The organism is Trinickia sp., from assembly GCF_051953405.1.
Lineage (GTDB): Bacteria > Pseudomonadota > Gammaproteobacteria > Burkholderiales > Burkholderiaceae > Trinickia.
In genome coordinates, this window is record NZ_JBQCIV010000125.1 from 1 (window position 1) to 25,189 (window position 25,189).

Annotated in this window: 20 protein-coding genes; 9 read left to right on the top strand and 11 right to left on the bottom strand. The window is 61.8% G+C overall.

The features are described from left to right. Window positions 1–115 precede the first annotated feature (115 nt). From ACTHN9_RS21765 to ACTHN9_RS21790, 6 genes are all read right to left on the bottom strand, one after another. Complete coding sequence (locus tag ACTHN9_RS21765) at window positions 116–1,963, bottom strand: ABC transporter ATP-binding protein (protein ID WP_440538850.1); 1,848 nt, start codon at window positions 1,961–1,963, stop codon at window positions 116–118. Beyond that, window positions 1,960–2,874, bottom strand: coding sequence for an ABC transporter permease (locus tag ACTHN9_RS21770; RefSeq protein ID WP_440538851.1), 915 nt, complete (start codon window positions 2,872–2,874; stop codon window positions 1,960–1,962). The genes ACTHN9_RS21765 and ACTHN9_RS21770 overlap by 4 nt, the downstream gene beginning before the upstream one ends. Next, entirely contained in the window at window positions 2,871–3,827 is a 957-nt protein-coding gene (locus ACTHN9_RS21775; protein ID WP_440538852.1) for an ABC transporter permease, read from the bottom strand. The genes ACTHN9_RS21770 and ACTHN9_RS21775 overlap by 4 nt, the downstream gene beginning before the upstream one ends. 106 nt (window positions 3,828–3,933) lie before the next feature. Continuing rightward, on the bottom strand, window positions 3,934–5,553 hold the full coding sequence (locus tag ACTHN9_RS21780) for an ABC transporter substrate-binding protein (RefSeq protein WP_440538853.1): 1,620 nt from the start codon (window positions 5,551–5,553) through the stop codon (window positions 3,934–3,936). Between the two features lie 121 nt (window positions 5,554–5,674). Further along, entirely contained in the window at window positions 5,675–6,952 is a 1,278-nt protein-coding gene (locus ACTHN9_RS21785; RefSeq protein ID WP_440538854.1) for an NAD(P)/FAD-dependent oxidoreductase, read from the bottom strand. Window positions 6,953–7,032: 80 nt separating this feature from the next. Next, a complete protein-coding gene (locus ACTHN9_RS21790) occupies window positions 7,033–7,701 on the bottom strand; it encodes a haloacid dehalogenase type II (RefSeq protein WP_440538855.1) in 669 nt (222 codons plus the stop codon). Between the two features lie 440 nt (window positions 7,702–8,141). Here ACTHN9_RS21790 and ACTHN9_RS21795 point away from each other — a divergent pair, with 440 nt between their 5' ends. From ACTHN9_RS21795 to ACTHN9_RS21815, 5 genes are all read left to right on the top strand, one after another. Beyond that, entirely contained in the window at window positions 8,142–9,002 is an 861-nt protein-coding gene (locus ACTHN9_RS21795) for a GNAT family N-acetyltransferase (protein ID WP_440538856.1), read from the top strand. A gap of 182 nt (window positions 9,003–9,184) precedes the next feature. Continuing rightward, the gene (locus tag ACTHN9_RS21800; protein ID WP_440538857.1) at window positions 9,185–10,582 is read left to right on the top strand and encodes an aspartate aminotransferase family protein; all 1,398 of its coding nucleotides are present in this window, start codon (window positions 9,185–9,187) and stop codon (window positions 10,580–10,582) included. Between the two features lie 38 nt (window positions 10,583–10,620). After that, window positions 10,621–11,112, top strand: coding sequence for an Lrp/AsnC family transcriptional regulator (locus ACTHN9_RS21805; RefSeq protein WP_440538858.1), 492 nt, complete (start codon window positions 10,621–10,623; stop codon window positions 11,110–11,112). Window positions 11,113–11,227: 115 nt separating this feature from the next. Continuing rightward, a complete protein-coding gene (locus tag ACTHN9_RS21810) occupies window positions 11,228–12,316 on the top strand; it encodes a tartrate dehydrogenase (protein ID WP_440538859.1) in 1,089 nt (362 codons plus the stop codon). A gap of 102 nt (window positions 12,317–12,418) precedes the next feature. Next, on the top strand, window positions 12,419–13,891 hold the full coding sequence (locus ACTHN9_RS21815) for an NAD-dependent succinate-semialdehyde dehydrogenase (protein WP_440538860.1): 1,473 nt from the start codon (window positions 12,419–12,421) through the stop codon (window positions 13,889–13,891). Between the two features lie 77 nt (window positions 13,892–13,968). Here ACTHN9_RS21815 and ACTHN9_RS21820 read toward each other — a convergent pair whose 3' ends face one another. Further along, complete coding sequence (locus ACTHN9_RS21820; protein ID WP_440538861.1) at window positions 13,969–15,750, bottom strand: methyl-accepting chemotaxis protein; 1,782 nt, start codon at window positions 15,748–15,750, stop codon at window positions 13,969–13,971. Between the two features lie 232 nt (window positions 15,751–15,982). Further along, window positions 15,983–16,252 (bottom strand): DUF3079 domain-containing protein, encoded by a 270-nt coding sequence (locus tag ACTHN9_RS21825; RefSeq protein WP_440538862.1) that lies wholly within the window; start codon window positions 16,250–16,252, stop codon window positions 15,983–15,985. Window positions 16,253–16,509: 257 nt separating this feature from the next. On the opposite strand from ACTHN9_RS21825, the gene ACTHN9_RS21830 reads away from it, so the two are divergent. Both ACTHN9_RS21830 and ACTHN9_RS21835 read left to right on the top strand, forming a co-directional pair. Next, window positions 16,510–17,217 (top strand): succinate dehydrogenase/fumarate reductase iron-sulfur subunit, encoded by a 708-nt coding sequence (locus tag ACTHN9_RS21830; RefSeq protein WP_440538863.1) that lies wholly within the window; start codon window positions 16,510–16,512, stop codon window positions 17,215–17,217. 194 nt (window positions 17,218–17,411) lie between these two features. Beyond that, a complete protein-coding gene (locus tag ACTHN9_RS21835) occupies window positions 17,412–17,933 on the top strand; it encodes a hypothetical protein (protein WP_440538864.1) in 522 nt (173 codons plus the stop codon). Between the two features lie 108 nt (window positions 17,934–18,041). On the opposite strand, the gene ACTHN9_RS21840 is transcribed toward ACTHN9_RS21835, so the two are convergent. Next, complete coding sequence (locus tag ACTHN9_RS21840) at window positions 18,042–18,416, bottom strand: nuclear transport factor 2 family protein (RefSeq protein WP_440538865.1); 375 nt, start codon at window positions 18,414–18,416, stop codon at window positions 18,042–18,044. Between the two features lie 222 nt (window positions 18,417–18,638). Here ACTHN9_RS21840 and pdxR point away from each other — a divergent pair, with 222 nt between their 5' ends. Next, window positions 18,639–20,096 carry a MocR-like pyridoxine biosynthesis transcription factor PdxR gene (gene pdxR, locus ACTHN9_RS21845; RefSeq protein WP_440538866.1) on the top strand — a complete coding sequence of 486 codons (1,458 nt, stop codon included), beginning with the start codon at window positions 18,639–18,641 and terminating at the stop codon, window positions 20,094–20,096. Between the two features lie 216 nt (window positions 20,097–20,312). After that, window positions 20,313–21,785, top strand: a complete 1,473-nt coding sequence (locus tag ACTHN9_RS21850; RefSeq protein ID WP_440538867.1) for an ATP-binding protein — start codon at window positions 20,313–20,315, stop codon at window positions 21,783–21,785. A gap of 84 nt (window positions 21,786–21,869) precedes the next feature. On the opposite strand, the gene ilvD is transcribed toward ACTHN9_RS21850, so the two are convergent. Together ilvD and ACTHN9_RS21860 are read right to left on the bottom strand one after the other, a co-directional pair. After that, window positions 21,870–23,732, bottom strand: a complete 1,863-nt coding sequence (gene ilvD / locus ACTHN9_RS21855) for a dihydroxy-acid dehydratase (protein WP_440538868.1) — start codon at window positions 23,730–23,732, stop codon at window positions 21,870–21,872. A gap of 186 nt (window positions 23,733–23,918) precedes the next feature. Then, window positions 23,919–25,178, bottom strand: a complete 1,260-nt coding sequence (locus tag ACTHN9_RS21860; protein WP_440539044.1) for an MFS transporter — start codon at window positions 25,176–25,178, stop codon at window positions 23,919–23,921. Between the last annotated feature and the right edge of the window lie 11 nt (window positions 25,179–25,189).

Sequence of the window (25,189 nt, forward strand, 5' to 3'; positions counted from 1 at the left end):
GTGCCTGATCAAGCCCCTCGGTTCGCCTCATCTCACACCCGCTTCTTCCTGCTCCGCATCCACACTCGCCCGTCCATGAAGACGGCCAATCGAGCCGTTCTCGAAAACCGTCCGCTCACGCCGCGCCCCGCAGCGGCTGCAGCGCTTTCAATTCCTCGGCCGAACGATGGCAGAGAATCTGCACGCCGGAAGGCAGCGTTCGCAGCGGAGGCCGCAGCGCGTTGCATTTGCCTTCGATCCGGGCCGAGCACCGTGCGCGGAAACCGCAAAGCTCATCGCCACCCGAGCCGTCCGAAAGCGGCGGAAGTGCGGCTGTCCCGACGTTGCAGCGGGCATCGAGCCAGCCGCGCTTGAGGGCGGGCACCGAATCGACGAGCAATCCCGTATAGGGGTGATGCGGCGGTTGATCGAGCAGCCGCGGCTGCCCCGCTTCCACGCGCCGGCCCGCATAAAGGACGATGACGTCGTCGCAGACGGCACGAACCGTCGAGATGTCATGGCTGATGAACATGTACGACACGTTCAACTCGCGGCGCAGCTCGCGCAGCAAGTCGAGGATCGCCGCGCCGACGACCGTATCGAGCGCCGACGTGACTTCGTCGCAAAGAATCAGCGACGGCTCCGCAGCGAGCGCCCGCGCGAAATTGACGCGCTGCTTTTGCCCGCCCGATAAGCCGCCCGGTCGACGCGTCGCCATCGAGGCCGGCAGCTTGACGAGATCGAGCAGCTCCGCGATCCGGCGCTTCGCCGCGGGACCGCGCAATCCCTTGTAGAAAGCGAGCGGCCGGCCGAGGATCTCCTCCACCGTGTGGCTCGGATTGAGCGCAGTGTCGGCGTTTTGAAAAACGAGTTGGATCCGGCGGTATTGATCGGCCGTTCGACCGCTGAGTTGCGCGGACAACGGCTTGCCTTCGAACAGCACCTCGCCGCTCGCGCGTTCGACGAGTCCCGCCACCACGCGCGCGAGCGTCGTCTTGCCCGATCCCGATTCGCCGATCACGCCAAGCGCACTACCGCGCGCAATCGACAAATTCACATCGTCGAGCACGCATACCGCGGGATTGCCGTTTCGGTCGATACGGCCATATCCGGCCGACAAGCCGCGTATCTCCAACAGCGGCGCGGCAGTACCGCCACTCGCGTCAGCGCCGCGATCCTGCGTAGATCGTCCTTCCCGGTGAGCGGAAGCCGCGAGCAACGCACGCGTATAGGCGTGCGCGGGCGCGTCCAGCACTTGATCGACCTCGCCGCATTCCTGCACCTCGCCGCCGTTCAGGACGACGATCCGGTCCGCCATTTGCGCCACGACAGCCAAATCGTGCGACACGTACACCGCCGTCGCACCCAACTCTTTAATGACCCGCTTGAACGCGACCAATACCTCGATCTGAGTGGTGACGTCGAGCGCCGTCGTCGGCTCGTCGAAAACGACGACGGCCGGATCGGTAATCAGCGCCATCGCCGCCATCACGCGCTGCAATTGCCCGCCCGAGACCTGGTGCGGATAACGATTGCCGATCGTGTCCGGCGCGGGCAGCGCCAACGCGCGAAACAGCTGCACCGCCTTGGCCCGCGCGGCCTCGCGCGACATCAGTCGATGCAGGAGCGCCGGCTCGACGACCTGATCCATCAGCGTGCGCGCCGGATTGAATCCGGCCGCCGCACTCTGCGCCACATAAGCGACCGTCCGCGCGCGCAGCGTGCGGCGCCCTTTTTCGTCGAGCGCCAGCACGTCGGTATCGCCCACGCGCACGCTCCCCCCTGCGAAGCGGCACCCCTGCCGCGTATAACCCAGCAACGACAAGGCGATCGTTGTCTTCCCCGATCCCGATTCGCCGATCAAAGCCAGCACTTCTCCCTTTCTCACGCTGAAATCGACGCCTTTTACGATTTCGCTCTCACCGTCGCTCGCACTGCCCGCGACGATGCGCAAGCCTTTCACTTCGATCATCGCGTCATTCATTTCTGGCCTCCCTGGCCGAAGCCGGCATGGCGACGCAAGCTGTCGATCAGCAGATTCATCCCGACCGTGAGCGTCGCGATGGCGATCGACGGCATCAACACAGCGGGCGCCGCTTGCGACAGACCGCCGATGTTCTCCCGCACGAGCGAGCCCCAATCCGCGTTCGGCGGCTGCACGCCCAGGCCGAGGAAACTCAAGCCGCTCAACAACAGCACGATGAAGACGAAGCGCAACCCGAAATCGGCCAGCACGGGATGGATCATGTTCGGCAGCACTTCGACGCGGGCGATGTAGAACAGCCGCTCGCCGCGCGCACGAGCCACGAGGACGTACTCGAGCGTCATCAAATTGACGGCGAGCGAGCGCGCGATTCGAAAGGCGCCCGGAATGTAGGCCACCGCCGCAATGATCGTCAGCATGGGAATCGACGATCCGAACGCCGCAATGGCGACCAGCGCGAGCACCTTGCTGGGGATCGAGATCAACGCGTCGAAGAAGCGGCCCATCGCTTCGTCCACCCAGCGGGCGGAAACGGCGGCCACAAGTCCTAAGCAGGTGCCGATGCCGCTCGCCAGCACCGCTGCGCCGAGCGCTAGACCGACGGTGTAGCGCGCGCCGATGAGAATCCGGCTTAGCATGTCGCGGCCCAGATAATCGGTACCGAACGGATGCGCCGCGCTGTAGCTCGCGAAACTGAACGGCGAAGCGAGCGCGCCTTCCTTGTACGGGGCGAGCATCGGTCCGAACACGGCCATCAGCAACCAGAAGCAGACGAGCGCCAAGCCGACCTTGCCGAACCACGACATGCGGCCCCGCCGTGCGCGGCGCGAACGCTTGAGCGCTTCAGGCGCCGCCTCGTCGTAAATCTGGGTGCCGGGATGCGGAATCGAGGATTGAGCGGGGCGATTCATCGTTGACGAAGCCTCGGATTGGAAATGATCTGACATAGGTCGGCCATCAATACGAGTGCGAGATACGCTGCGCAAAACACCATGACGCAGCCCTGAACGAGCGGCATGTCGCGGTTGGTCACCGCGTCCACCATCAAGCTCGCGAGCCCGGGGTAGTTGAAAATCGATTCGACGATGACAACGCCGCCGAACAAGTAGGACAAGCTCAGCGCCACGGCGTTGGCGATTGGGCCGATCGCATTCGGCAGCACGTGGCGCAAAACGATGCGCACTTGGGACGCGCCTTTCAACGACGCCATTTCGACATAGCTCGAATTGAGCTGATCGAGCACCGCCGCGCGTGTCATGCGTGCCATTTGCGCGATCAAGACGCAGCACAGCGTCATCACTGGCATGGCGTAAATGCGCACCAAATCGCCGAACGAGGACACCGACGACAGGTACGACAGCGCAGGCAGCCAGTGCAGATTGACGGCAAAGATCAGCACGGCGATGGTCGCGACGAGGAACTCGGGGACGGCCACCGTCGACAGCGTCAAAAGATTCAAGGCCCGATCGAGCAACGAGCCGCGATACATGGCCGACGCAATGCCGATGGCGAGAGCAATCGGCACCGCCACGACCGTCGTCAATCCGGCCAGCATCAACGAATTCGGCAGGCGCGTTTCGATGAGTTCGCTCACGGGCAGACTGTTCGACAGCGACATGCCGAAGTCTCCCCGGACGATATGAAAGAGCCACTGCAAATAGCGCTGCAGGGCCGGTTGATCCAGGCCGAATTGGTGCCGCAAGGCGGCGACGGCTTCAGGCGTGGCGGCCTGACCGAGCGCCTGCTGCGCGGCGTCGCCGGGGAGCAGGCCGGTCATCGCAAACACGATGGCCGAAACGATCAGCAAGGTCAGCACGGCCAGGCCGAGGCGGCTGACGATGAGCCTATAGGCTTGACGTTTCATGGGCGCTTGTCTCCTTCAGCATGCGTTGCATCTTGTATTCTCGTCGGCGTCCGAATGTCGGAATGTCAGACCATCCGAGCCATTCGGACGCCGAGGCATCGTTCAATTAGGCTTCGAGCCACACGTGCTCGGCAAACGCGAAGCCCATGAGGCCTGCAAGCGGAATCGATCCGAGGCCTTGCAGTTTGGTCGAATGCGCATCGAGCGAACTGAGGAACATCGGGATGCCGAGCCCGCCCTTCTCGTGCACGAGCACTTGCATGTCGCCGTAGATCTTCTTGCGCTTGGCTTCGTCGGGCTCGCTGCGCGCCGCGAGCAGCATCTGGTCGAATTGCGGATCCTTCCAGTTCGCTTCGTTCCAGGGCGCGCTGGACGCGAAGAATTGCGTGAAGAGCATGTCGGCGGTCGGTCGTGCGTTGATGTTGCCGTAGCTGAGCGGGTGCTTCATCCAATGGTTGGACCAATAGCCGTCGGAGGGCACGCGCATCACCTGCAAGTTCAGGCCCGCTTGCGGCGCGGCTTGTTGCAGCAGCATCGCCATATCGACCGAGCCGTCGGCGGCCGGCGAGGCAAACACCTGCAGCGGCGTGCTCCCCAGGTTCGCCTTCTTGAAGTAGAACTTCGCCTTATCCGGATCGAACTTGCGTTGCGGCAACCCGGCGAAGTAGTACTTGTTGGTCGGGTCGATCGGCTGATCGTTGCCGATCGATCCGTAGCCCTGGAAGACGGCTTGGCGCATCTGGTCGCGGTTTTGCAGATGCATGAGCCCGAGGCGGAAGTCTTGGTTGCCCGTGATGCCGCCGTCGTTGCGCATGATGAGGTCGGTGTATTGCCCCGTCTTCGTTTCGAGCACGGCGAAGCCGGGCGTGCCTTTGATGCGGCCGGTCGACTGCGGGCTCACCTGGTTGATCAGTTGCACGTCGCCCGACAGCAGCGCATTCACGCGCGCCGCTTCGTCGCTGATGCCGATGAGTTCGATCTCGTCGAGGTGCGGCAGGCCGCTCTTCCAATAACGCTCGTTCTTCACGACAACCGTATGCACGCCCGGCGTGAATTCCTTGAGCTTGAAGGGGCCCGTGCCGACGGCCGTTTTCGTGAAATCCTTCGTGCCGTCCTTGACGATCAGGAAATGCGCGTCGGCGAGGATGACCGGAAAGTCGGCATTCGGCCCCGAAAGCGTGATGGTCACTTCGTTCGGTCCGCTGGCTTTAACGTCGCTGATCTGATCGGCAAGCGTCTTCGCCTTGGACGCGGTAGCCGGGTCCTTGTGCCGCATCAGCGAATACACCACGTCGGCCGGCGTCAACGCCTTGCCGTCGTGGAATTGCACACCGGAGCGCAGCTTCACGACCCACACCTTCGCATCTTGCGTATCGACCGACGAGGCCAGCGCCATGGTGGCACCCAGGTGCGAATCGAGTTCGGTCAGGCCGTTGTAGATCATGTTGCAGCGCACGTAGTCGGTCGCGAGCGCGCCTTTCGCCGGATCGAGCGTATCGGCCGTCGACGACGATTGCGTTGCCACGCGAATCTTGCCGCCCTGCTTCGGGCTGCCCTGCGCTTGCGCGGCCGTACTGGCGACGAGCAGGCCACCGCCCGTCACGCTCGCAAGGCCTGCGGCGACGAGCACACGCAGCGCGTCGCGGCGCGAAGCGCCCTTCTCGGTCAACCGATCGAGCGTGGTCTCGGACGCAACGGCACCGTATTGTGAGGTGTCCTTTTTCATTGAACTTCTCCGCGATATAAGCCAGGGTTGCAATAAATAATCGACGTTTCGACGAATGTCTGCGATACGTGCGTCGCGTAACGACACGACGGCATAACGGTACTGCGCTTGCTGGTCCCACTCAATAAAACACGTCCTTGATGCGGTAGTAGGTTCCGACGATCGGCAAGAACCAGGGCTTGCCCGTGTGGCCGGGAATCGCAGGCCATGCGAAATCGCGCCACGGGTTCGCGTCTTCGCGTCCTTCGATAACATCGGCCATCACCTGGCCCATGTGCGTCGACATCTGAGTGCCGTGACCGCTATACCCCATCGAGAAATAGACGCCGTCGTGCTGTCCGGCACGCGGCAAGCGATCGGCGGTCATGTCGACCAGCCCGCCCCAGCAATAGTCGATGCGGCAATCGGCCAGTGTCGGAAAGAGTTCGGCCAGATTGCGTTGCAGGATGCGGCCGCTTTTTTCGTCGGAGGGGCGCTCTGAAGCCGTGAAGCGTGCACGGCCACCGAACACGAGCCGATTGTCCGCCGTGAGGCGGAAGTAGTTATGCATGAGCCGCGTCGTGGTGTACGCGCGCCGATTCGGAAACAGCCGAGCAACCGCATCGGCGGCCAACGGCTCGGTCACGATGATGAACGAACCGATCGGCGCGATGCGGCGCCGGTACCAGGAAAACGGACCGTGTTTGGACGGGCCCGTGGCGATCAATACGTTCGTTGCCGTCAACTCGCCGCGGCCGGAGGCGACGCGATAGCCGAGCGCACCTTGTTTGACGATCGCCGACACCGGCGCATGCTCATAAAGCGCCGCGCCGTGGCGGCACGCCGCTTGCGCGAGGCCCGCCGCGAACTTGCCCATGTGCATTTGTCCGCCGTGACGCTGCAGCAAGCCGCCATAGAAACGATCCGATCCGATCTCGCCACCGATTCTCGCGCTGTCGATCAGTTCGATGTTCTGGTCGACCTCGCGATAAATCAGATCGGCCGTCTTTGCCAGATGCTCGTAATGATGCGGCTTCGATGCGAGCTTGAGTTTGCCCGACGCCAGGTAATCGCAGTCGATCGATTCCTCGCGGATCAGGCGCTCGACCGTATCGACCGCCGCGGCGTACGCGAGGTAGCAGCGGCGGGCACGCTCGAGCCCGAGCAGCCCAACGAGCGAGCCGAAATCCTGCGCGACGCCCGTGTTGACGTGTCCGCCGTTCCTACCCGAAGCGCCCCCGCCGATCCGCCCCGCATCGAGCAACGCCACGCTCGCCCCGCGCCGCGCGAGAGCCAGCGCGGCCGAGAGCCCCGTGAAGCCCCCGCCCACGACGGCAACGTCGACACGTCCCTGCACGGCCCCGTCATCGCAGCACGACGTGGCGGGCGCGGTATCGAGCCAGTAGGACTCGAGCTTCATCTTGGCATTCCTCGATCGGTTACGGATAGTGTCGACGCCTAGGCGCCGGGAACAACGCTTTCGTCTCGCTCGGCTTGGCTTCAGAGCCCCAACATCGACGCCAGATGCGGGATGTCGTTCGCTTCGTAGTACTCGTAGCCCGGCGTCGACGGTTCGTGGCCACGCTTGATGAAAACCTTGTGCTCGATACCGAGGTCGTGCGCGGTCATCAGGTCGTAGCGCGGGCTCGACGACACGTGCAGGACGTCTTTCGGATTGCAGCCGAGTCGATCGAACATGTATTCGAAACCTTGCATGCGCGGCTTGTACGATTGCGCCTGCTGCGCCGTAAAGACAGCGTGGAAGGGCGCGCCGAGTTTGTCGACGTTGCTTTGAATTTGATCGTTCGACGCATTCGACAGAATCACGAGCTTGTACTTTTTGGCAAGCCGGGAAAGCCCTTCCGGCACGTCGGGATGCGGGCCCCAGCTCGGCACGGCGAGATAGATGCTTTCGGCCTTGCCCTCGTCGAATGCGACGTCCACGCGCTCGCAAGCGCGGCGAAATGCGTTGACCACCACATCCCGGTAGGGTTTCCACGCCCCCAGCACTTCGTCGCGGCGGTAGGCGGCGAAGAACTTGACGAGGCTTTCGAGCTTGGCGCCATCGAGTTCGCTGCCGTAAAGCTCGCGCGTCATTTCGGCCATGCGGAATCGGGTCAATGTACCGTAGCAGTCGAAGGTGATGTATTTCGGCTCGAAGTCGATCATTTCAGTGCCTCTTCATGCAGGTTCTTGAGTTGATTGCAAGCCGCCGCGCCGTGATGCGAAAGCTCGCTCGGTAAAGACATTAAAGCAATGCAAAAACACAGATGTCTCCGATTTGGCCGGTGCCCGTAACACGAACCGCGCGTTTTGTACCGGGTCGACAGCAGAGTCTGCGGCGGCCGGGGCCCATCGTCCCTTCAAGCGAAGCGACGTTGCCGCGGGACACCCGCGACCGATCGGCTCGATAGGAACATCGTAAGGCGGACAGCACGGCATATTTCGCCGAACAAATTTCGGGAACCGCACAGCGCGCGCGTCGTCGGGTCGGGAACAAGCCAGATTGCAGTGCAGCACACGCCGCCTATTGGATGAAAAGATCGTCCTAGTCAGGCCACGCGCCGCATGACACAGTTCGTATCAATCAAGCTAATCAGGGGGTACGCGTGTCCGACTCCATTCAATACAGGCGATTCACCGCGGCGGACATCGATGCCGCACACGCGTTGACGGTCGAGCTGAAATGGCCGCATCGCGCGGAAGACTGGCAATTCGTGGCGAACATCGGCGTGGGCTTCGTGGCCGAGCGCGATTCGCAAGTGATCGGCACCGTGTTTTGCTGGAAGTACGGCGCGCAAACTTCGTCGCTCGGCATGGTGATCGTGTCGCCTGCCCATCAAGGATTCGGGATCGGCCGGCGGTTGACCGAAATGGCGCTTGAAGAACTCGGCCCTCGCGCCACCGTCCTTCATGCGACGGAAGCCGGACGCCCGCTCTACGAAAAACTCGGGTTCGCGCCCGTCGGCATGCTGTATCAGCATCAAGGGGCGGCGTTGCAACCGCCGCTATTGGAGTTGCCCGCGCGCGAACGGCTGCGCCCGCTCGGTATCAACGATACGCCGCGCCTGATCGAACTGGCCTCGCGCACGAGCGGCCTCGACCGCGCCTGCGTCCTGCCGCCGCTGCTCGACGCGGCCGAAGGCATTGGCCTCGACCGCGACGGCGAGTTGATCGGCTTTGCCCTCTTTCGCCGATTCGGACGCGGCCGCGCGATCGGGCCGGTCGTCGCGCCGCGCGACGAGGATCCCGTTCGGGCCAAGGCCCTGATTGGGCACTGGCTCGCGTCGAATCCGGGCATGTTCATTCGCGTCGACGTGCCGGGCGAAAGCGGTCTCACCGATTGGTTGGAGTCGCTCGGGCTCGCGCGAGTGGACAGCGTGGTCAAGATGGCGCGCAACGCCGGGCAGTTGCCCCCGCCGGATAACGAGTTCGCGCAATACGGCATCATCAATCAGGCGATCTGCTGAGCGGCGTCGCCCAGGCCCTACCAAAGCGAAGCCGCATGGCTGCTCAGGCTCGGCAGAAAATGCTGACCGTGCGCATCAAAAAGCGTAGCGCACACTTTTCACAGACGGTTTTCAGAGAACGAAGCGATGGGCATCACCGTACTATGAATCGTCATCGTTCAACCAGTACGGGGCCCGCCGCCATGTCGATTTCCACGCTCATCGAAGCCGACCGCAAACACCTGATTCATCCCGTCGTGAATTACCGTGCGCACGAAGCGCGCGGCGTCACGATTCTCGATTCGGCGCACGGATCGTTCGTCCGCGATGCCGACGGCAACGAATTGCTCGACGCGTTCGCCGGCCTGTGGTGCGTCAACGTCGGCTACGGCCAGCAAAGCATCGTCGACGCCGCCACCGAGCAGATGAAGAAGCTGCCCTACGCCACCGGCTATTTCCACTTCGGATCGGCACCGGCGATCGAACTCGCCGCTCAGCTCGTCGAACGCACGCCGGGTTCGCTCCAGCACGTGTATTTCACGCTCGGCGGCTCCGATGCCGTCGATTCCGCCGTACGCTTCATCACGCATTATTTCAATGCCACGGGCCGTCCGAGCAAGAAGCAATTCATCTCGCTCGAACGCGGCTATCACGGCTCGTCGTCGGTCGGTTCGGGTTTGACCGCACTGCCCGCCTTTCATCGGCATTTCGATCTGCCGCTGCCGTGCCAGCACTACATCCCGTCGCCCTACGCCTACCGCAGCGACTATGCCGACGACGCCGCACTGATCGCCGCGTCCGTCGCGGCGCTTCGGGCAAAGGTCGCCGAACTCGGCGCGGATCGCGTCGCCGCTTTCTTCTGCGAGCCGATTCAAGGCTCGGGCGGCGTGATCGTGCCGCCGGTTGGGTGGCTGAAGGCGATGCGCGACACAGCCCGCCAACTCGGTATTCTGTTCCTGGTGGACGAGGTGATCACCGGCTTCGGCCGCACCGGCCCCCTGTTCGCCTGCGAAGCCGAACAGGTCGAGCCTGATCTGATGACGGTCGCGAAGGGGTTGACGGCCGGCTATGCACCGATGGGCGCCGTGTTGATGTCCGACGAGATCTATCGCGGCATCGCCGATGCCGCCGGCAACGCCGCGGTCGGCCACGGCTACACCTATTCGGCGCACCCGGTCAGTGCCGCAATCGGGCTCGAAGTCATGCGGCTCTATCACGAGGGCGGGTTGCTCGCCAACGCACAAGCGCTCGCGCCGCGCTTTGCGCTGGGCCTCGACGCGTTGCTCGAACACCCGCTCGTGGGCGATTCGCGCCATCGGGGGCTGCTCGGCGCGCTCGAGCTCGTTTCCGACAAGGACAGCAAAGCGGGCTTCGACGCCGCGCTGAAGCTGCCCGATCGCATCGCCGCCGCGGCCTACCGCAATCGCCTGATTTTCCGGGCATTCGGCGACAACATCCTCGGCTTCGCGCCCGCGCTGTCCTATACCGCGGACGAGTTCGACATGCTGTTCGACCGCTTGCGCCGCACGTTGGACGAAGTGCTCGCCGAGCCCGATGTCCGCGCCGCGCTGGCGGGCAAACAGCGCGCCGTCGCGTGCTAAAGTGATCGGCATTCGTGGCATGACTCGGGCGATATACGATGAGCGGCGATTGCAAGCTTGACCGGATCGACTTACGGATCCTCTCGCAACTTCAAAAACGTGGACGCATTACGAACGTCGAGCTGGCCGATGCCGTCGGCTTATCCCCAAGCCCATGCCTCATTCGGGTCAAGCGTTTGGAGAAAGCCGGCTATATCGTCGGCTATGGCGCCCAGATTCAACTCGAAAAGCTCGGCGATGTTCAAATCGTCTTCACCGAAGTCACGCTGGCCGATCACCGCCGCGAGGATTTCACCCGCTTCGTGGCGGCGATCAAAGACGTCGACGAAATTATCGAATGCCATCTCGCGAGCGGCGGCTACGACTATCTGCTCAAGTTCGTCACGCGCAGCGTCAGCCACTATCAGAGCGTCATCGAAGGGCTGCTCGAACGCGAGATCGGCATCGAAAAGTATTTCAGCTACGTCATTATCAAATCGCCTTTCGTCAAAACGCACTATCCGCTCGAAGTGCTGTTTCCGCATTCGTAATTCACTCACGCGGCACCGCTCGGGATGGGGCGCCGCGCAGACGAAACCGGCGGCGCGCCGCGGCCGCGGCCGGCTTGTCGTTCCGTTCATCGCGCATTAAGGAGGCCATTTCGCCATGACTGGCACATATCGAATCGCCGTGATTCCCGGCGACGGCATCGGCGTCGAAGTGATGCCCGAAGGATTGCGTGTCCTGGATGCCGCAAGCAAGCGCTTCGGCATCTCGCTCGAATACGAGCACATCGACTGGGCAAGCTGCGACTACTACGAAAAGCACGGCAAGATGATGCCGGACGACTGGAAGGCTCAGCTCTCGCGCTGCGATGCAATCTTGTTCGGCGCGGTGGGATGGCCTGCAAAGGTACCCGACCATATCTCCCTGTGGGGCTCGCTGCTCAAGTTCCGGCGCGAATTCGACCAATACATCAATCTCCGGCCGGCGCGGCTCTTCGAGGGTGTGCCCTCGCCGCTCGCCGGGCGTCGCGCCGGCGATATCGATTTTTGGATCGTCCGCGAGAACACCGAAGGCGAATATTCTTCGGTAGGCGGTGTCATGTTCGCCGGCACGGAACGCGAGTTCGTCCTGCAGGAATCGATCTTTACGCGCCGCGGCAGCGAACGCGTGCTCAAGTTCGCGTTCGATTTGGCCCAGCGGCGCGCCAAGAAGAAGCTGACCGTGGCCACGAAAAGCAACGGCATCGCGATCAGCATGCCGTGGTGGGACGAGCGCGCGGCCGAAGTGGCCGCTGCCTATCCCAACGTGACGTGGGACAAGCAGCATATCGACATTCTCTGCGCGCGCTTCGTGCTCAACCCCGACCGGTTCGACGTCGTCGTGGCGACGAATCTGTTCGGCGACATCCTGTCCGATCTCGGTCCCGCCTGCACCGGCACGATCGGGCTCGCGCCATCGGCCAACCTCAACCCCGAACGCACGTTTCCTTCGCTGTTCGAGCCGGTGCATGGCTCTGCCCCGGACATCGCCGGCAAGCAGATCGCCAATCCGATCGCGATGATCTGGTCGGCCGCGATGATGCTCGACTTCCTCGGGCACCACGGGGGCAAGGAGCGCAAGGCGCACGACGCGATGCTCGCGGCCATCGAAGCGACGCTGAAGGAAGGCCCGCGTACGGGCGACCTCGGCGGCAGCGCGAAGACGGCGGAAGTGGGCGCGGCCATCGCCGCAAGAGTCGCCGAGATTTAGGCATCGATGTCGGTGGCAATGCCGCCGTTGCCGTTGCCGGTATGCCGCTTTGCCGACGTACCGTGGAAGCAACGTACCGATATAGAAAAGAGGACTTCGATTATGACGCGCAAATTTGAGCCCGAAGCGTTGATACGCACGGAGAACTTTATCGGCGGACGATGGGTGCCCGCCGCCGACGGCGCGCGATTTGCCGTGACCGATCCCGCGAACGGCGCGCTGATCGCCGAAGTGGCCGACAGTTATGTGGCCGACGCGCGCGCGGCCACGGATGCCGCTGCTGCTGCCCTGCCCGGTTGGCGCGACACGCTGCCTAAAGAACGCGCCGAAATCCTACGGCGCTGGCACGCGCTCATCGTTGCGAATCAAGACGCGCTCGGCGCGTTGATCTCGCGCGAACAGGGCAAGCCCTTGGCCGAGGGGCGCGGCGAGGTGGCGTACGGCGCATCGTATGTGGCGTGGTTCGCCGAGGAAGCCACGCGCATCTACGGCGATTTGATTCCCCAGCAGCAGCGCGGCAAGCGCATGAGCGCGGTCAAGGAGCCGATCGGAATCGTTGCGGCAATTACGCCGTGGAATTTTCCGCTGGCGATGATCGCCCGCAAGATCGCGCCTGCGTTGGCGGCAGGCTGCACGGTGGTCGGCAAGCCGGCCGAGGACACGCCGTTGACGGCCTCGGCGCTCGTGCTGCTCGCGCACGAGGCCGGGGTGCCGGCGGGCGTGTTGAATTTGATTACCGCTTCGCGTGGACGCGGGGTGGAAGCCGTTGCCGATTGGCTGCACGATGCACGCGTTCGCAAGATGACGTTTACGGGATCGACGGCTGTCGGCAAGCACTTAGCGCGCGAATCGGCCGACACCCTCAAGAAGCTGTCGCTCGAACTGGGCGGCAACGCACCGTTCATCGTGTTCGACGACGCCGATCTCGACGCCGCGGTGGCAGGGCTGATCGTCTCGAAGTTCCGCAACGGCGGGCAAACGTGCGTCTGCCCGAATCGTGTCTTCGTGCAAGCCGGCGTGTACGAGCGATTCGCCGCGCGGCTGACCGAGCGCGTTGCCGCGCTGAAAGTCGGCCCCGCTAGCGATGCGTCGACACAAATCGGGCCGATGATCAATGCCAAAGCCGTCGATAAGATCGCTCGCCATGTCGACGACGCGCTGACGCACGGGGCGCGCGTGCTGACGGGCGGCAAACGGCTTGCCGAACTCGGTGCCCATTTCTACGCTCCCACGGTCCTTGCCGATGCGAATACAAGCATGCTGCTCTGCGAGGAAGAAACGTTCGGCCCGGTGGTACCGCTGTTTCGCTTCGAAGACGAGCGCGAGGCGATCGACGCCGCGAACGCCACTCCGTACGGGCTCGCTTCGTACTTTTACAGCAACGACATGAAACGGATCGAGCGTGTGTCGCGCGCGCTCGAAACCGGTCTCGTCGGCATCAACGAAGGCGCCATTTCGAGCGAGGCCGCGCCGTTCGGCGGGGTGAAGGAATCGGGATACGGGAAAGAAGGCTCGAAATACGGGCTCGACGATTATCTGTCGATCAAGTATGTCTGCCAGGGAAATTTGGCCTGACGAGCGATATAGTGAGCGCATGCGCCAGCGCCCCTCGCCGGCGTGCATCGCGGCGAAGGGCGTCGTACTCGGGACGGTCAGAACGTTTCCCAGCTCTTATCGTCGACGAGTGCAACCGTGCGCTGCTCGGGCTTTTCTTTCCGCGTCTCGCGAGCGGCGGGCTGGACCGCCTGCCGCGCCGGGGCCGCACTCGGAGCCGATTTAGCAGCCGGTTTAGCAGCGACGGAAACGGGGCGTACTGGCGCCGCGGCCCGCTTCGGTACCGCGGCGATGCGTCGAAGCGCGGTCGCGGCAACATCGGCCGTTTCGTTCAGCTTGAACGTTTCGACAGCGGTACGCAACGTGCCCGCCTGATCCTCGAGCGACTTCGCCGCAGCCGCGGCTTCCTCCACCAACGCCGCGTTTTGCTGCGTGACTTCGTCCATTTGCGAAACGGCCTGGCCGATTTGCTCGATGCCACGGCTTTGCTCCACCGACGCCGCCGCAATTTCCTCGACCAAGTCGGACACCTGCTTGATCGCGCCCTTGACTTGATTCATCGACGAACCGACTTGCGCGGCCTGTTGCACGCTGTCCTGGATCTCGTCCACCGAACGGCCGATCAGTTCCTTGATTTCCTTGGCAGCCGTCGCGGAACGCTGGGCGAGACTGCGCACTTCGCTGGCGACCACCGCAAAACCACGACCTTGCTCGCCTGCCCGCGCCGCTTCGACGGCGGCATTCAACGCAAGAATATTGGTTTGGAAAGCGATCCCTTCGATTACCGCCGTGATTTCGGAGATCTTCGTCGAACTGCCGCTGATCTTTTCGATCGTGCTCACCATTACCTGAACCGCTTCATTGCCTTGATTGGCGAGGTCGGTGGCATTCGTGGCAAGCGCGGTGGCCTGCTCGGCATTGTCCGCGTTCTGCTTCACCGTTTGCGTCAGTTGCGTCATGCTCGCCGCCGTTTCCTCGAGCGAGGCGGCTTGCTGTTCCGTGCGGGCCGAGAGATCGACATTGCCGCTGGCGATTTCGCTGGACGCCGCCGCGACCGATTCCGCTGACGTCTTGATGCCGCGCACGGTGTCGGTCAACTTCTCGTCCATCTCCTTCAGCGCGCTCAGCAGTTGGCCGAACTCGCCGCTCGAATCGACGACGATCCGATTCTCGAGCCGGCCCGAGGCAATATGGTTGGCCAAGGCGATCGCTTTCGCGAGCGGCTTCATGATCCATCGCTGCAAGACAACGGCGCCGATCGTGCCGACGGCAACGGCGAGTACAAGCAGCGCCGCCGCGACGGTGAAAATCGTCCTGAATGTCGATTCGCTTTCTTGAACCGACGACTTCGCTTGTGCATCGTTGACGCTGATGTCTTGCGAGATCAGATCGCTGAGTGCCCTGCCGGATGCGGCGTGTTGGTCGATTTGCGCCGCGTCGGCCACGACTTTCTGAGGGTCGGCCGCCACGTCGGAAGCGACCGTGTTCGATAAAGTCACGAATTCGCCGAGTGCCGCATTGACCTTATCGGCGACTGCGCGCTCGTCGTCGGACGAGACGCTAGCCGGATAGTACGCCTTCCACTTGCCGGAGAGCTGGTCGAGATCGGCGCGCACGGCGTCGGCGGATTGCTTGACCTTTTGCGGATCGTCATGAAACACCTGCATCCGGCGAAACTGCAGACGAATGTCGAGCATCGCGGCGCGTATTTGCGTCAGTTGAATGATCGGTACCGTGTTACCGTTGTAGCCGTCTTCCACTAGTCCATTCAGTTTGGACAGGCCTGTCAAGGCGAAGACGCCGATTGCCACCATGAGAAAGAGGCACGTGCCGAGGATTGCGACGATGCGCACTCGAATACTGCTCGCGAAGGTAACCATAGTTTCTGCACCCAAGAATCGAGGACGGGAGAGCCGTGCTCCATACGGGGCTTATCGTCTACGGCCGATGCGGACTGAATAGGGGTTTTCATTACGGAAAACGGAACAGTCTGCCGAATAATCGTCCTATTTACTATGGATTGCAGGCAAATTGGGGGACAGCCCACCTCTGTTGCGACGTGCCGAGCGCGCCCGCCGATGCATTTTCCTCATACTTTAGTTCGGGACCACGCTACTGAGACTGGCGTGGCGCCTCGACTGCGCGACTGTCGCGACTGTCGCGACTCGACGTCGCGCCGTCGGGTCTTATGCCCTTGTCGCCAGGATGCACGTCGAGCCCCCAGTCGCCTTGATCGTACCAATCGTCGCCGAGCAATTCGGCCGGATGTTGCGTGCGGCTCTGCCCATTGCCGCAGCGCATGTCGTTAGCGGGGCAGTAGTGGTCGCACCCCCAACACAGCCGCTCGGGATGCTGGGGATGTAGCGGAAATACCTTAGCCATGCGTGTTCTCCCAATCGTTCAGCGGCAGCCAGTTGGAAGCAATTATCCGGTTTGGCTCGCCGGTATCGCTGGGTCAGAAGGACGCATACGCGCCGTTTCCGCGGAACCTCAATGGGCGGCGCATTTATATCATATCGCGATATAACGTCGATATCTTGATCTAACGCAATTTCGTATCGCACCAACGTCATAACGTGTGGAACCGTATGGTGCGCGAGTAGCGAGTCACCAGAACTGCTCCGCAAAGGGGGAACATCTTGAGTGACACAAGAGTTTTCGAAATCTTCCGCTACGATCCAGACCGCGACCCCAAGCCGTACATGCAAGCGTACGAGATACAGGTATCGCCGCACGACCGGATGTTGCTCGACGTTCTCGTCCGGCTCAAGGCACAGGATGAGACGCTAAGCTTTCGGCATTCGTGCCGCGAGGGCGTGTGCGGCTCGGACGCGATAAACATCAACCGCAAAAATGGGCTCGCTTGCATCACCAACCTTAACGAACTCCCTCGTCGCACAATTTTGCGCCCGCTACCGGGACTGCCGGTCGTTCGCGACTTGATCGTGGACATGACTGCGTTCTTCAAGCAGTACCATTCGATCAAACCTCATCTGATCAACGATACGCCCCCGCCCGAGCGCGAAAGACGCCAAACACCCGAGGAACGCGACCAACTCGACGGTCTCTACGAGTGCATCTTGTGCGCGTGCTGTTCGAGCGCGTGCCCTTCTTACTGGTGGAATCCGGACAAATACGTTGGCCCCGCCGGGCTCCTACAGGCCTATCGCTTTTTGGTCGACTCGCGCGACGAAGGCACGGGCGAACGGCTCGATAATCTCGACGATCCGTATCGCCTCTTTCGCTGCCGGACGATCCTGAACTGCACGGACGTCTGCCCGAAAGGGTTGAATCCGGCAAAGGCAATTGGGGAGATTCGCAGCATGCTCGCGCGCCGGACGATTTGAGTGCTGCACGGCGAAACTGACGTAGTGAGGTAGCGATGGCAAAACTACGGCGCCGGACGGGACATGCCCCACCCTGCCCCCGTCCTTTAATCTTCATTTAAGCCTGCCCTCGCATAGTTCCCCGTGACTCCCTCTTGGAGCCCTACGATTCCCGTAGTCGATTCTTCGCTCTATCGATCCATGGAGAAACGGATATGCGATTTCGTTCGTATATGGCGGCCGGCGCACTCGCGCTGATCCCGGCACTCGCGTTGGCAGGGCAAGCGAGCGCCCCATCCGCCGCGCAGCCGATGTTCGTCAACGTGAATGGTCAGGCCGTGCCGGTCAAAGCCGAAACGCACGTCGTTCAAACCGCCGCCGGCCCGATGAAAGTCAGCACGTGGAGTTGGCACAGCCCGCAAGGCGGCGCGGGCTTCGAAATGCAAACCAGTACCGGTGGCGTACCGCCCGCCGTCGCGCTGCGGCAGATGCAGGCGATCGATTATCAAATGCGCGCGGCGCAAGCCCAAATGATGGCCATGCAGCAGCGCATGCTGGCGTTGCAGCGCGCCGCGTTCGCGGAGCCGTTCGTCGTGCCCTCGCAGCAGGCCGTCGTATTCGCGGCACCGATGTGGGCGATGCCCGAACCCGTGGTTGTCGTCGTCCCGGCACAACGCGTCGCTCCGCGGGCCGCTACCGTGCCCGCGCCTACAAAGCCCGCCGGGATCAAAGCCTGACGGCCAGCTAAGCGCTACGGGTAGTCGGTTTTCAAGAGGATCGCGTCCCATGTAATCGGAAGGTTACGTGGGACGTTTCTCTATCCACCGTTCGCATCGCCCCCACGGCTAGGCCTCGATCGTTTCGGCGTGGTGAAAGATCTTCGCGACGATCATCCAGCGCTCATCGAACTTCAGCAAGTTGAGGTTATCGATGAAGACTTTCTCGAACAGGCGGACACGTACCTGAGCGAACGCGATTTCCGGCGATAGCACGGCAATCTGCAAAATGGCGTCCATACGCGGCTGCGATAGGCGCTTGGGCGGCGTACGGTCCGCGATCTCCGCGCGATATTTTGCATACGGCCGAACGTTTAACTCACCGTTCTTCATCGTGAACAGCGAGCACGTCGGATGAAAGACGAGATCGAATTTTTCCAGATCGCATTCGTACATCACGTCGAAATAGATTTGTAAAGCGCGAGAGATGTCGTTGACTTGCATGCGGCGTTGCCTCCAAAGGTGTCGATGCCATTGAGTTGCCGGTCCCCATCGCTAACCGCATTGCGCGCCAATCTATTCCCACGAGGCGACCGAGGCCCCCTCCGACGAGCCGAACTCAAGTGTCCGATGCGCACCGAACAGGGGAAAGACGCCGCCACTATAGGTTTGACTGGCACTTCTTGAAAGGGTATGTTTCGACAAAAACATAGGGCCAGTTTGACGATGGACGCACTTGGCGGTTTATTCGACTTCAGGCTGGATCCGCACAGCGATGTCTCGCTCACGCGGCAACTCGGCGATCAACTACGGGATGCCATTGCGGCGGGGACACTGGCGAGCGGCAGGCGGCTGCCTTCCAGCCGGGCGCTGGCGCTCCATCTGAACGTGTCGAGAAATACCGTCTCCGCTGCGATCGAACAGTTGGCCATGGAGGGCTACCTCGATGTGTCGAGAGGGCGCCGGCCGGCGGTGGCCCCCTTGTCCTCGCCGAGCCTGATCGGATTCGAACCGGAGATGCCCGCTTCACGTGCGCTTGGCGCGATATCTCAGTGGGCACAACGAATCGGCACAAGCGAATGGCCCTTTATGGAAGATGGCCGTCCGAAGCCCTTCGCCCCCTGCGTCGCCGATGCACGCGAATTCCCGCACGCGATCTGGGGACGATGCCTACGCGCAGCCGCACGTTCCGCGCCCGTCCGACGAAGCGCGGCCTGTAACCGGCCCGAGTTGCAAAGGGCGCTGCTGCAGCACCTGGTGCAATACCGCGGTGTCAGTGCCGACGCGCAGCAAGTGTTCTTGTTGCCTACCGCCCAAGCCGCCATCGCCCTTGTGGCCCGGGTGGTATTGGATCCGGGCGACATCGCATGGGTCGAAAGTCCCGGTTACGCCGGCGCGCGCGTAGCATTCGAAGCGGCGGGCGCCGCGGTGCGGGGCGTCGAACTCGATCAATGCGGCCTCGCCTTCGAGACGTCGATCGATACGCCTCGCTTGATTTTCGTCACGCCGGCACACCAGCATCCGACGGGATTACTGATGCCTGCGCCGCGCCGGCGAGCGTTATTGCAATTCGCCACGCGCGTCGGCGCCTACGTGATCGAAGACGATTACGACAGCGAATTTCACTACGAAGGGCGTCCCGTGGCCGCGCTGCAGGGTTCCGATCGAGCGGGCAACGTCTTTTACGTGGGCACATTCTCGAAGTCGCTGCATGCGGACATTCGGGCCGGCTACGTCGTCGTGCCGAAGCGGTTCGTCGAGATCTTCGCCAAAGCGCAAAGGCACACGGGCCAAATCGTCAGCATGACGCTGCAGGACGCGCTGGCCGACTTTATCGGCGAAGGGCACTACGCGGCGCATATTCGCAAGATGACGCGGCTTTATCACCTGCGGCGCGATCGCCTCTGTCATGCGTTGATGGCGATGGGTCTCGATTTGACCGTGTCGATGCCCGACGGCGGCATGCAAGTGGCGGCACAGTTAGGCGCGCGGTACGACGACATCGACGTCTGCTGTCGTCTGGCTCAAGCGGGCCTGACGGCTCGTCCGTTGTCGCGACATTACTTCACCGAAGCCCGGGCAAGCGGACTCTTCCTCGGCTTCGCGGCCTGGAACGAAAGCGAGATCGATGCGGGCGTCGCCATTCTCGCTCGCGTGATGCGCGAAATGGAAGCTCGAAAGTGAACCCGCCGGCAATCTATCACGACCGGAGATGGCGCCATCGTGACGCAACGGTTGCCGTGGCAGGTCGCTCAGCACTGCGCCAAACGCTGCCCCCCGTTCGGTGACCCGGCAGGACAATCGAAAGCTGTCCGCTGCGAGCCGAGACTTGTATCACCAGCTTGCACAGCGGCCACATCCTACCCTATACTAAGATCAAACATTTGATCTTAGCAAGTCATGCTGACAATCTCAGAAAACGAAGTTCTGGAACGGATGGCGTTCGACAACGAATGGTGGAGCGGTGGCAACGTAGACGAAATCTTCGTGTCCATGCCGAAGCGTTTCTACTTCGATCCATTTTTTGAGCTGCTCAACCAGCGGGATATTCGGCGTGCGGTAGTGCTCATGGGGCCGCGGCGCGTCGGGAAAACCGTGATGGTGTTCCAAGCAATCCATCACTTGCTTCAATCTGGCGTCTCTCCCGATTCCATACTTTACGTGTCGCTCGAGACCCCGCTCTATACGGGCCTTCATCTCGAAAAGCTGCTCAATCTTTTCCGGAAACTGAAAGAACACGAAAAGAATGCTAACGTCTACGTTTTCTTTGATGAAGTGCAATACCTTCCTCAATGGGAGATTCATTTAAAATCTCTTGTCGACTCCTATCCCAAATACAAGTTTGTCGCCACAGGCTCCGCCGCCGCGGCGTTGCGGTTGAAAAGCCAGGAATCTGGAGCGGGCCGCTTCACCGATTTTGTGCTGCCGCCGTTATCGTTTGCGGAATATCTCGCATTCGTCGGCAAGGACAAGTTGATCGAAATCGAGCGCAGCGATCATGGGCCCAAGGTTTATAGAACAAACGACATTGAATCATTGAATTCAAGTTTTTGCGATTATCTTAATTTCGGAGGCTACCCTGAAGCGGCACTCTCCAAAGAAATTCAACGAGACACCGGTCGCTATATCAGAAGCGACATCATCGATAAGGTGCTACTGCGCGACCTACCCAGCTTGTATGGAATTAGCGACATCCAAGATCTGAACCGGTTGTTCACCACGCTCGCGTACAACACCGGGAACGAGGTCAGCCTAGAGTCGCTGACCAAAAATTCCGGGGTAGCAAAAAATACGATCAAAAAATATCTCGAATATCTGGAGGCAGCCTTCTTGATTCGACGAATGGAGCGCGTCGATCATACCGCCAAGCGGTTTCAAAGAATAACGACATTCAAGGTCTATCTAACCAACCCATCGATGCGTGCAGCGCTATTCGGCCAGATTGCCAAGGACAGCGACGCCATGGGCCATCTTACCGAGACAGCGATTTACAGCCAGTGGCTTCACAGCAACACGATAGACCGGCTATATTACGCCCGATGGAACAATGGAGGACAATCCGGCGAGATCGACATCGTCTATCGCGCAGACGAGAAAATCAAACCCGGATGGTGCATCGAGGTTAAATGGAGCGATAAACCCCTGCAAAAAACCAGCGAGCTGGATAACTGCGTCTATTTTGCAAAACAGAACGATTTGCAAAACGAAGACGACAGAGGCGCTCCTTGCATACTGGTAACGACAAAAACCAAAACGCTGGATCGATTCGTTTATAGGGATGTCAACATTGGATTCATGCCGGCCAGCCTCTACGCTTACATGGTCGGCATGAACATATTCGAGAGCGAACGCAAGGACAATGCCCTCCTTTGACAAGGAGGGACGGCAAAACCGCCCGTACCTATCGGCGGTTTTGCCCTTCCAAGCCGCAGCAAGCCTAACGCACAGCCGCTAATTTCACTTGCGCTTCAACTGCGAGATATCGCGCACCGCGCCGCGATCGGCCGACGTCGCCAGCGCGGCATAAGCCTGCAAGGCCTGCGACACGACACGCTCGCGATTCGCGGGCTGCCAAGCCTGATCCCCCCGCGCTTCCATCGCCGCACGACGACGGGCCAATTCATCGTCGCTCACGGCCAAGTGCATCTTGCGCTGCGGAATGTCGATCTCGATCACGTCGCCCTCTTCCACGAGGCCGATCGTGCCGCCTTCGGCCGCCTCGGGCGACGCATGCCCGATCACAAGCCCCGACGAGCCGCCCGAGAAGCGGCCGTCCGTGAACAGCGCGCACGTCTTGCCCAGCCCCTTCGACTTCAAATACGACGTGGGGTAAAGCATTTCCTGCATCCCCGGGCCGCCCTTCGGCCCTTCGTAACGAATCACGACGACATCGCCCGGCACCACCCGATCGCCCAAGATCGCTTCGACCGCGTCGTCTTGGCTTTCGAACACGCGAGCGCGCCCCGAAAACACCCACTGCGATTCGTCGACACCGGCCGTCTTCACGATGCAGCCCTTCTCCGCCAAATTGCCGTAGAGCACCGCCAGGCCGCCATCCTTCGAATAGGCGTGCGCCTTGTCGCGGATACAGCCCTTCGCGCGATCGTTATCGAGCGCGGCATAGGTCGCTTCTTGACTGAACGCCACGGTCGTCGGAATGCCGCCCGGCGCCGCACGGAAAAATTTCTGCGCGTGCTCGCCCGCGCCACCCATGACGTCCCATTGCGCCAGCGCGTTGCCGAGCGTGCCGCTGTGAACGTTGCCGCACGACAAATCGAGCAACTCGGCACGCGCCAATTCCCCGAGAATGCCCATGATGCCGCCGGCGCGGTGGACGTCTTCGATATGGAATTTATCGGTTGCAGGCGCGACCTTGCACAAGCACGGCACCTTGCGCGAAATACGATCGATGTCGGCCATCGTGAAATCGGCGCCCGCTTCCTGCGCCGCGGCCAGCAAGTGCAGCACGGTGTTCGTCGAACCGCCCATGGCGACGTCGAGCGCCATCGCGTTCTCGAACGCGCGCTTGGTGGCGATGCTGCGCGGCAGGACCGACGCGTCCTCTTCCTGATAGTAGCGGCGGCACAGATCGACGATGAGACGCCCCGCCTGCTCGAACAAGCCCTTGCGCCATGCATGCGTGGCGACGATCGTGCCGTTGCCCGGCAACGCGAGGCCGATCGCCTCGGTCAAGCAATTCATCGAGTTCGCGGTGAACATGCCCGAGCAAGAGCCACACGTCGGGCAGGCACTGCGTTCGACTTCGGCCACTTCGGCATCGCTGACCTTCGGATCCGCCGCTTTGATCATCGCGTCGATCAAATCGATCTTGGCGATCACTTGGCCGTCCGTCGGCGATTTGACCTTGCCGGCTTCCATCGGGCCGCCCGAGACGAACACAACAGGAATGTTCAGGCGCATCGCGGCCATCAGCATGCCGGGGGTGATCTTGTCGCAATTGGAGATGCAGACCATCGCATCGGCGCAGTGCGCATTGACCATGTATTCGACCGAATCGGCGATCAGCTCGCGCGAGGGCAGCGAGTAGAGCATGCCCCCATGGCCCATGGCGATGCCGTCGTCCACGGCGATCGTATTGAATTCCTTGGCGACACCGCCGGCCGCTTCGATTTCCTTCGCGACGAGCGCACCCAACTCTTTCAAATGGACGTGCCCCGGAACGAATTGCGTGAACGAGTTCACGACGGCGATGATCGGCTTGCCGAAATCGTCGTCCTTCATGCCGGTGGCGCGCCACAAGGCGCGGGCGCCGGCCATGTTGCGGCCATGCGTCGAAGTGCGTGAGCGGTATTGGGGCATCTGCGTTCTCTAGTATTGCGGTCGTCGATATAGAAATGGCGCGGGGGCCAGCGCGGCCGGCGGGGATCGGCAGCGGGAGCTGCCCCCTGCCGGCGCAAGGCCCGCATCGTGACACGTCCGAATACTGAAAGATTCTCGGTATGACGTCCAATATATTTTTTCTACGAAACTAAGTCGGACATCATATCAAGCCGGGGCGGCGGCCAATGTGCGTTCCGAGCGGATCCAAGCCACGCTCGCGCCGAGGCAAAGCAAGGCCAGGCAGACGATCGGCACGATCATAGGCCCAAACGCGGTGCCTGTCGCCTTGCCGGCGAACGGCATCAGATTCTGGCCGAAGAAGCCGCCTAGGTTGCCGATGGAATTGATCGCCGCGACGCTCGCCGCCGCTCGGGCACCGGTGAAATAGCGCGGCGGCATCGACCAGAAGCACGGATAGAGCAGAGGAATGCAAGCGCCGCCCAGCACGAGCGCCACGAAGCGCAGCGGCGTCGTGGGCAACACCAGGCTCAGCAAGAAGCCGAGCATGCCGCAAGCCGCGACGATCGCGATCGCCCGTAATAGACTTTTCGCACGCCGCAGCTTCGCCGGCAGATAGACGAGCAGCACCACCGACAGCGCCCACGGCAGCATGCTGAGTACGCCGTTCATTCGGCTCGACACGCCAAAGGATTTGACGAGCGTCGGCAGCCAATACGTCACGCCGTAAAGCGACGTCGACATCAGCATGTAGGTCGCGGCGAACAGCATCACGCGCGGATCGAGCAGCGCTTTCCACGGTTGCGTATGCTCCGCATGCTCGGGCTTTTCCCGTTCGAGCGCCGCGGCGACGATCCGCTTTTCCTGCTCGCTCAGGAAGCGCGCTTCGCGAAAAGAAGCAGGCAACACCTTGAACACCATCACGGCCACCAACACCGCCGGCAATCCCGTCGCGATGAACACCCACTGCCAGCCGGCGAGGCCGAAGACGCCGCTCAAGCTCAGCAGCCATCCGCCGACGAGCGAGCCGAGCATGTTCGCGAGCGCGCTGCCGAGCGTGAAGATGCCCAATACCCGCGCGCGATAACTCTGCGGAAACCATAGCGTCAGGTAATAGATCACGCCGGGATAGAAGCCGGCTTCGGCCACGCCGAGCGCGAAACGCAAGCCGCAAAATGTTTGCATCGATGTCGTGAAGCCCATCAATATGGTGATCGCCCCCCACGTGAGCATGATGCGGGCGAGCCAGACGCGGGCGCCGAACCGGTGCAGCGCAAGCGTGCTCGGTACCTCGAACAGCAAATAGCCGATAAAAAACAGCGAAGACGCGAGACCGAACGCGGCCTCCGACAGATGCAGGCTATGCACCATCTGCAGCTTGGCGAAACCGACGTTCTGCCGATCGATAAAGGCGATTAGGAACATCACGACAAGGATCGGCAGCAGACGCCGCGCCATCTTCGACATGACCTCGCGCT

Excerpts from the sequence above, each read along its gene's own strand:
- ACTHN9_RS21765 (WP_440538850.1), bottom strand. The coding sequence starts at position 1,963 with ATGAATGACGCGATGATCGAAGTGAAAGGCTTGCGCATCGTCGCGGGC.
- ACTHN9_RS21770 (WP_440538851.1), bottom strand. The coding sequence starts at position 2,874 with ATGAATCGCCCCGCTCAATCCTCGATTCCGCATCCCGGCACCCAGATT.
- ACTHN9_RS21775 (WP_440538852.1), bottom strand. The coding sequence starts at position 3,827 with ATGAAACGTCAAGCCTATAGGCTCATCGTCAGCCGCCTCGGCCTGGCC.
- ACTHN9_RS21780 (WP_440538853.1), bottom strand. The coding sequence starts at position 5,553 with ATGAAAAAGGACACCTCACAATACGGTGCCGTTGCGTCCGAGACCACG.
- ACTHN9_RS21785 (WP_440538854.1), bottom strand. The coding sequence starts at position 6,952 with ATGAAGCTCGAGTCCTACTGGCTCGATACCGCGCCCGCCACGTCGTGC.
- ACTHN9_RS21790 (WP_440538855.1), bottom strand. The coding sequence starts at position 7,701 with ATGATCGACTTCGAGCCGAAATACATCACCTTCGACTGCTACGGTACA.
- ACTHN9_RS21800 (WP_440538857.1), top strand. The coding sequence starts at position 9,185 with ATGTCGATTTCCACGCTCATCGAAGCCGACCGCAAACACCTGATTCAT.
- ACTHN9_RS21805 (WP_440538858.1), top strand. The coding sequence starts at position 10,621 with ATGAGCGGCGATTGCAAGCTTGACCGGATCGACTTACGGATCCTCTCG.
- ACTHN9_RS21810 (WP_440538859.1), top strand. The coding sequence starts at position 11,228 with ATGACTGGCACATATCGAATCGCCGTGATTCCCGGCGACGGCATCGGC.
- ACTHN9_RS21815 (WP_440538860.1), top strand. The coding sequence starts at position 12,419 with ATGACGCGCAAATTTGAGCCCGAAGCGTTGATACGCACGGAGAACTTT.
- ACTHN9_RS21820 (WP_440538861.1), bottom strand. The coding sequence starts at position 15,750 with ATGGTTACCTTCGCGAGCAGTATTCGAGTGCGCATCGTCGCAATCCTC.
- ACTHN9_RS21825 (WP_440538862.1), bottom strand. The coding sequence starts at position 16,252 with ATGGCTAAGGTATTTCCGCTACATCCCCAGCATCCCGAGCGGCTGTGT.
- ACTHN9_RS21835 (WP_440538864.1), top strand. The coding sequence starts at position 17,412 with ATGCGATTTCGTTCGTATATGGCGGCCGGCGCACTCGCGCTGATCCCG.
- ACTHN9_RS21840 (WP_440538865.1), bottom strand. The coding sequence starts at position 18,416 with ATGCAAGTCAACGACATCTCTCGCGCTTTACAAATCTATTTCGACGTG.
- pdxR (WP_440538866.1), top strand. The coding sequence starts at position 18,639 with ATGGACGCACTTGGCGGTTTATTCGACTTCAGGCTGGATCCGCACAGC.
- ACTHN9_RS21850 (WP_440538867.1), top strand. The coding sequence starts at position 20,313 with ATGCTGACAATCTCAGAAAACGAAGTTCTGGAACGGATGGCGTTCGAC.
- ilvD (WP_440538868.1), bottom strand. The coding sequence starts at position 23,732 with ATGCCCCAATACCGCTCACGCACTTCGACGCATGGCCGCAACATGGCC.
- ACTHN9_RS21860 (WP_440539044.1), bottom strand. The coding sequence starts at position 25,178 with ATGTCGAAGATGGCGCGGCGTCTGCTGCCGATCCTTGTCGTGATGTTC.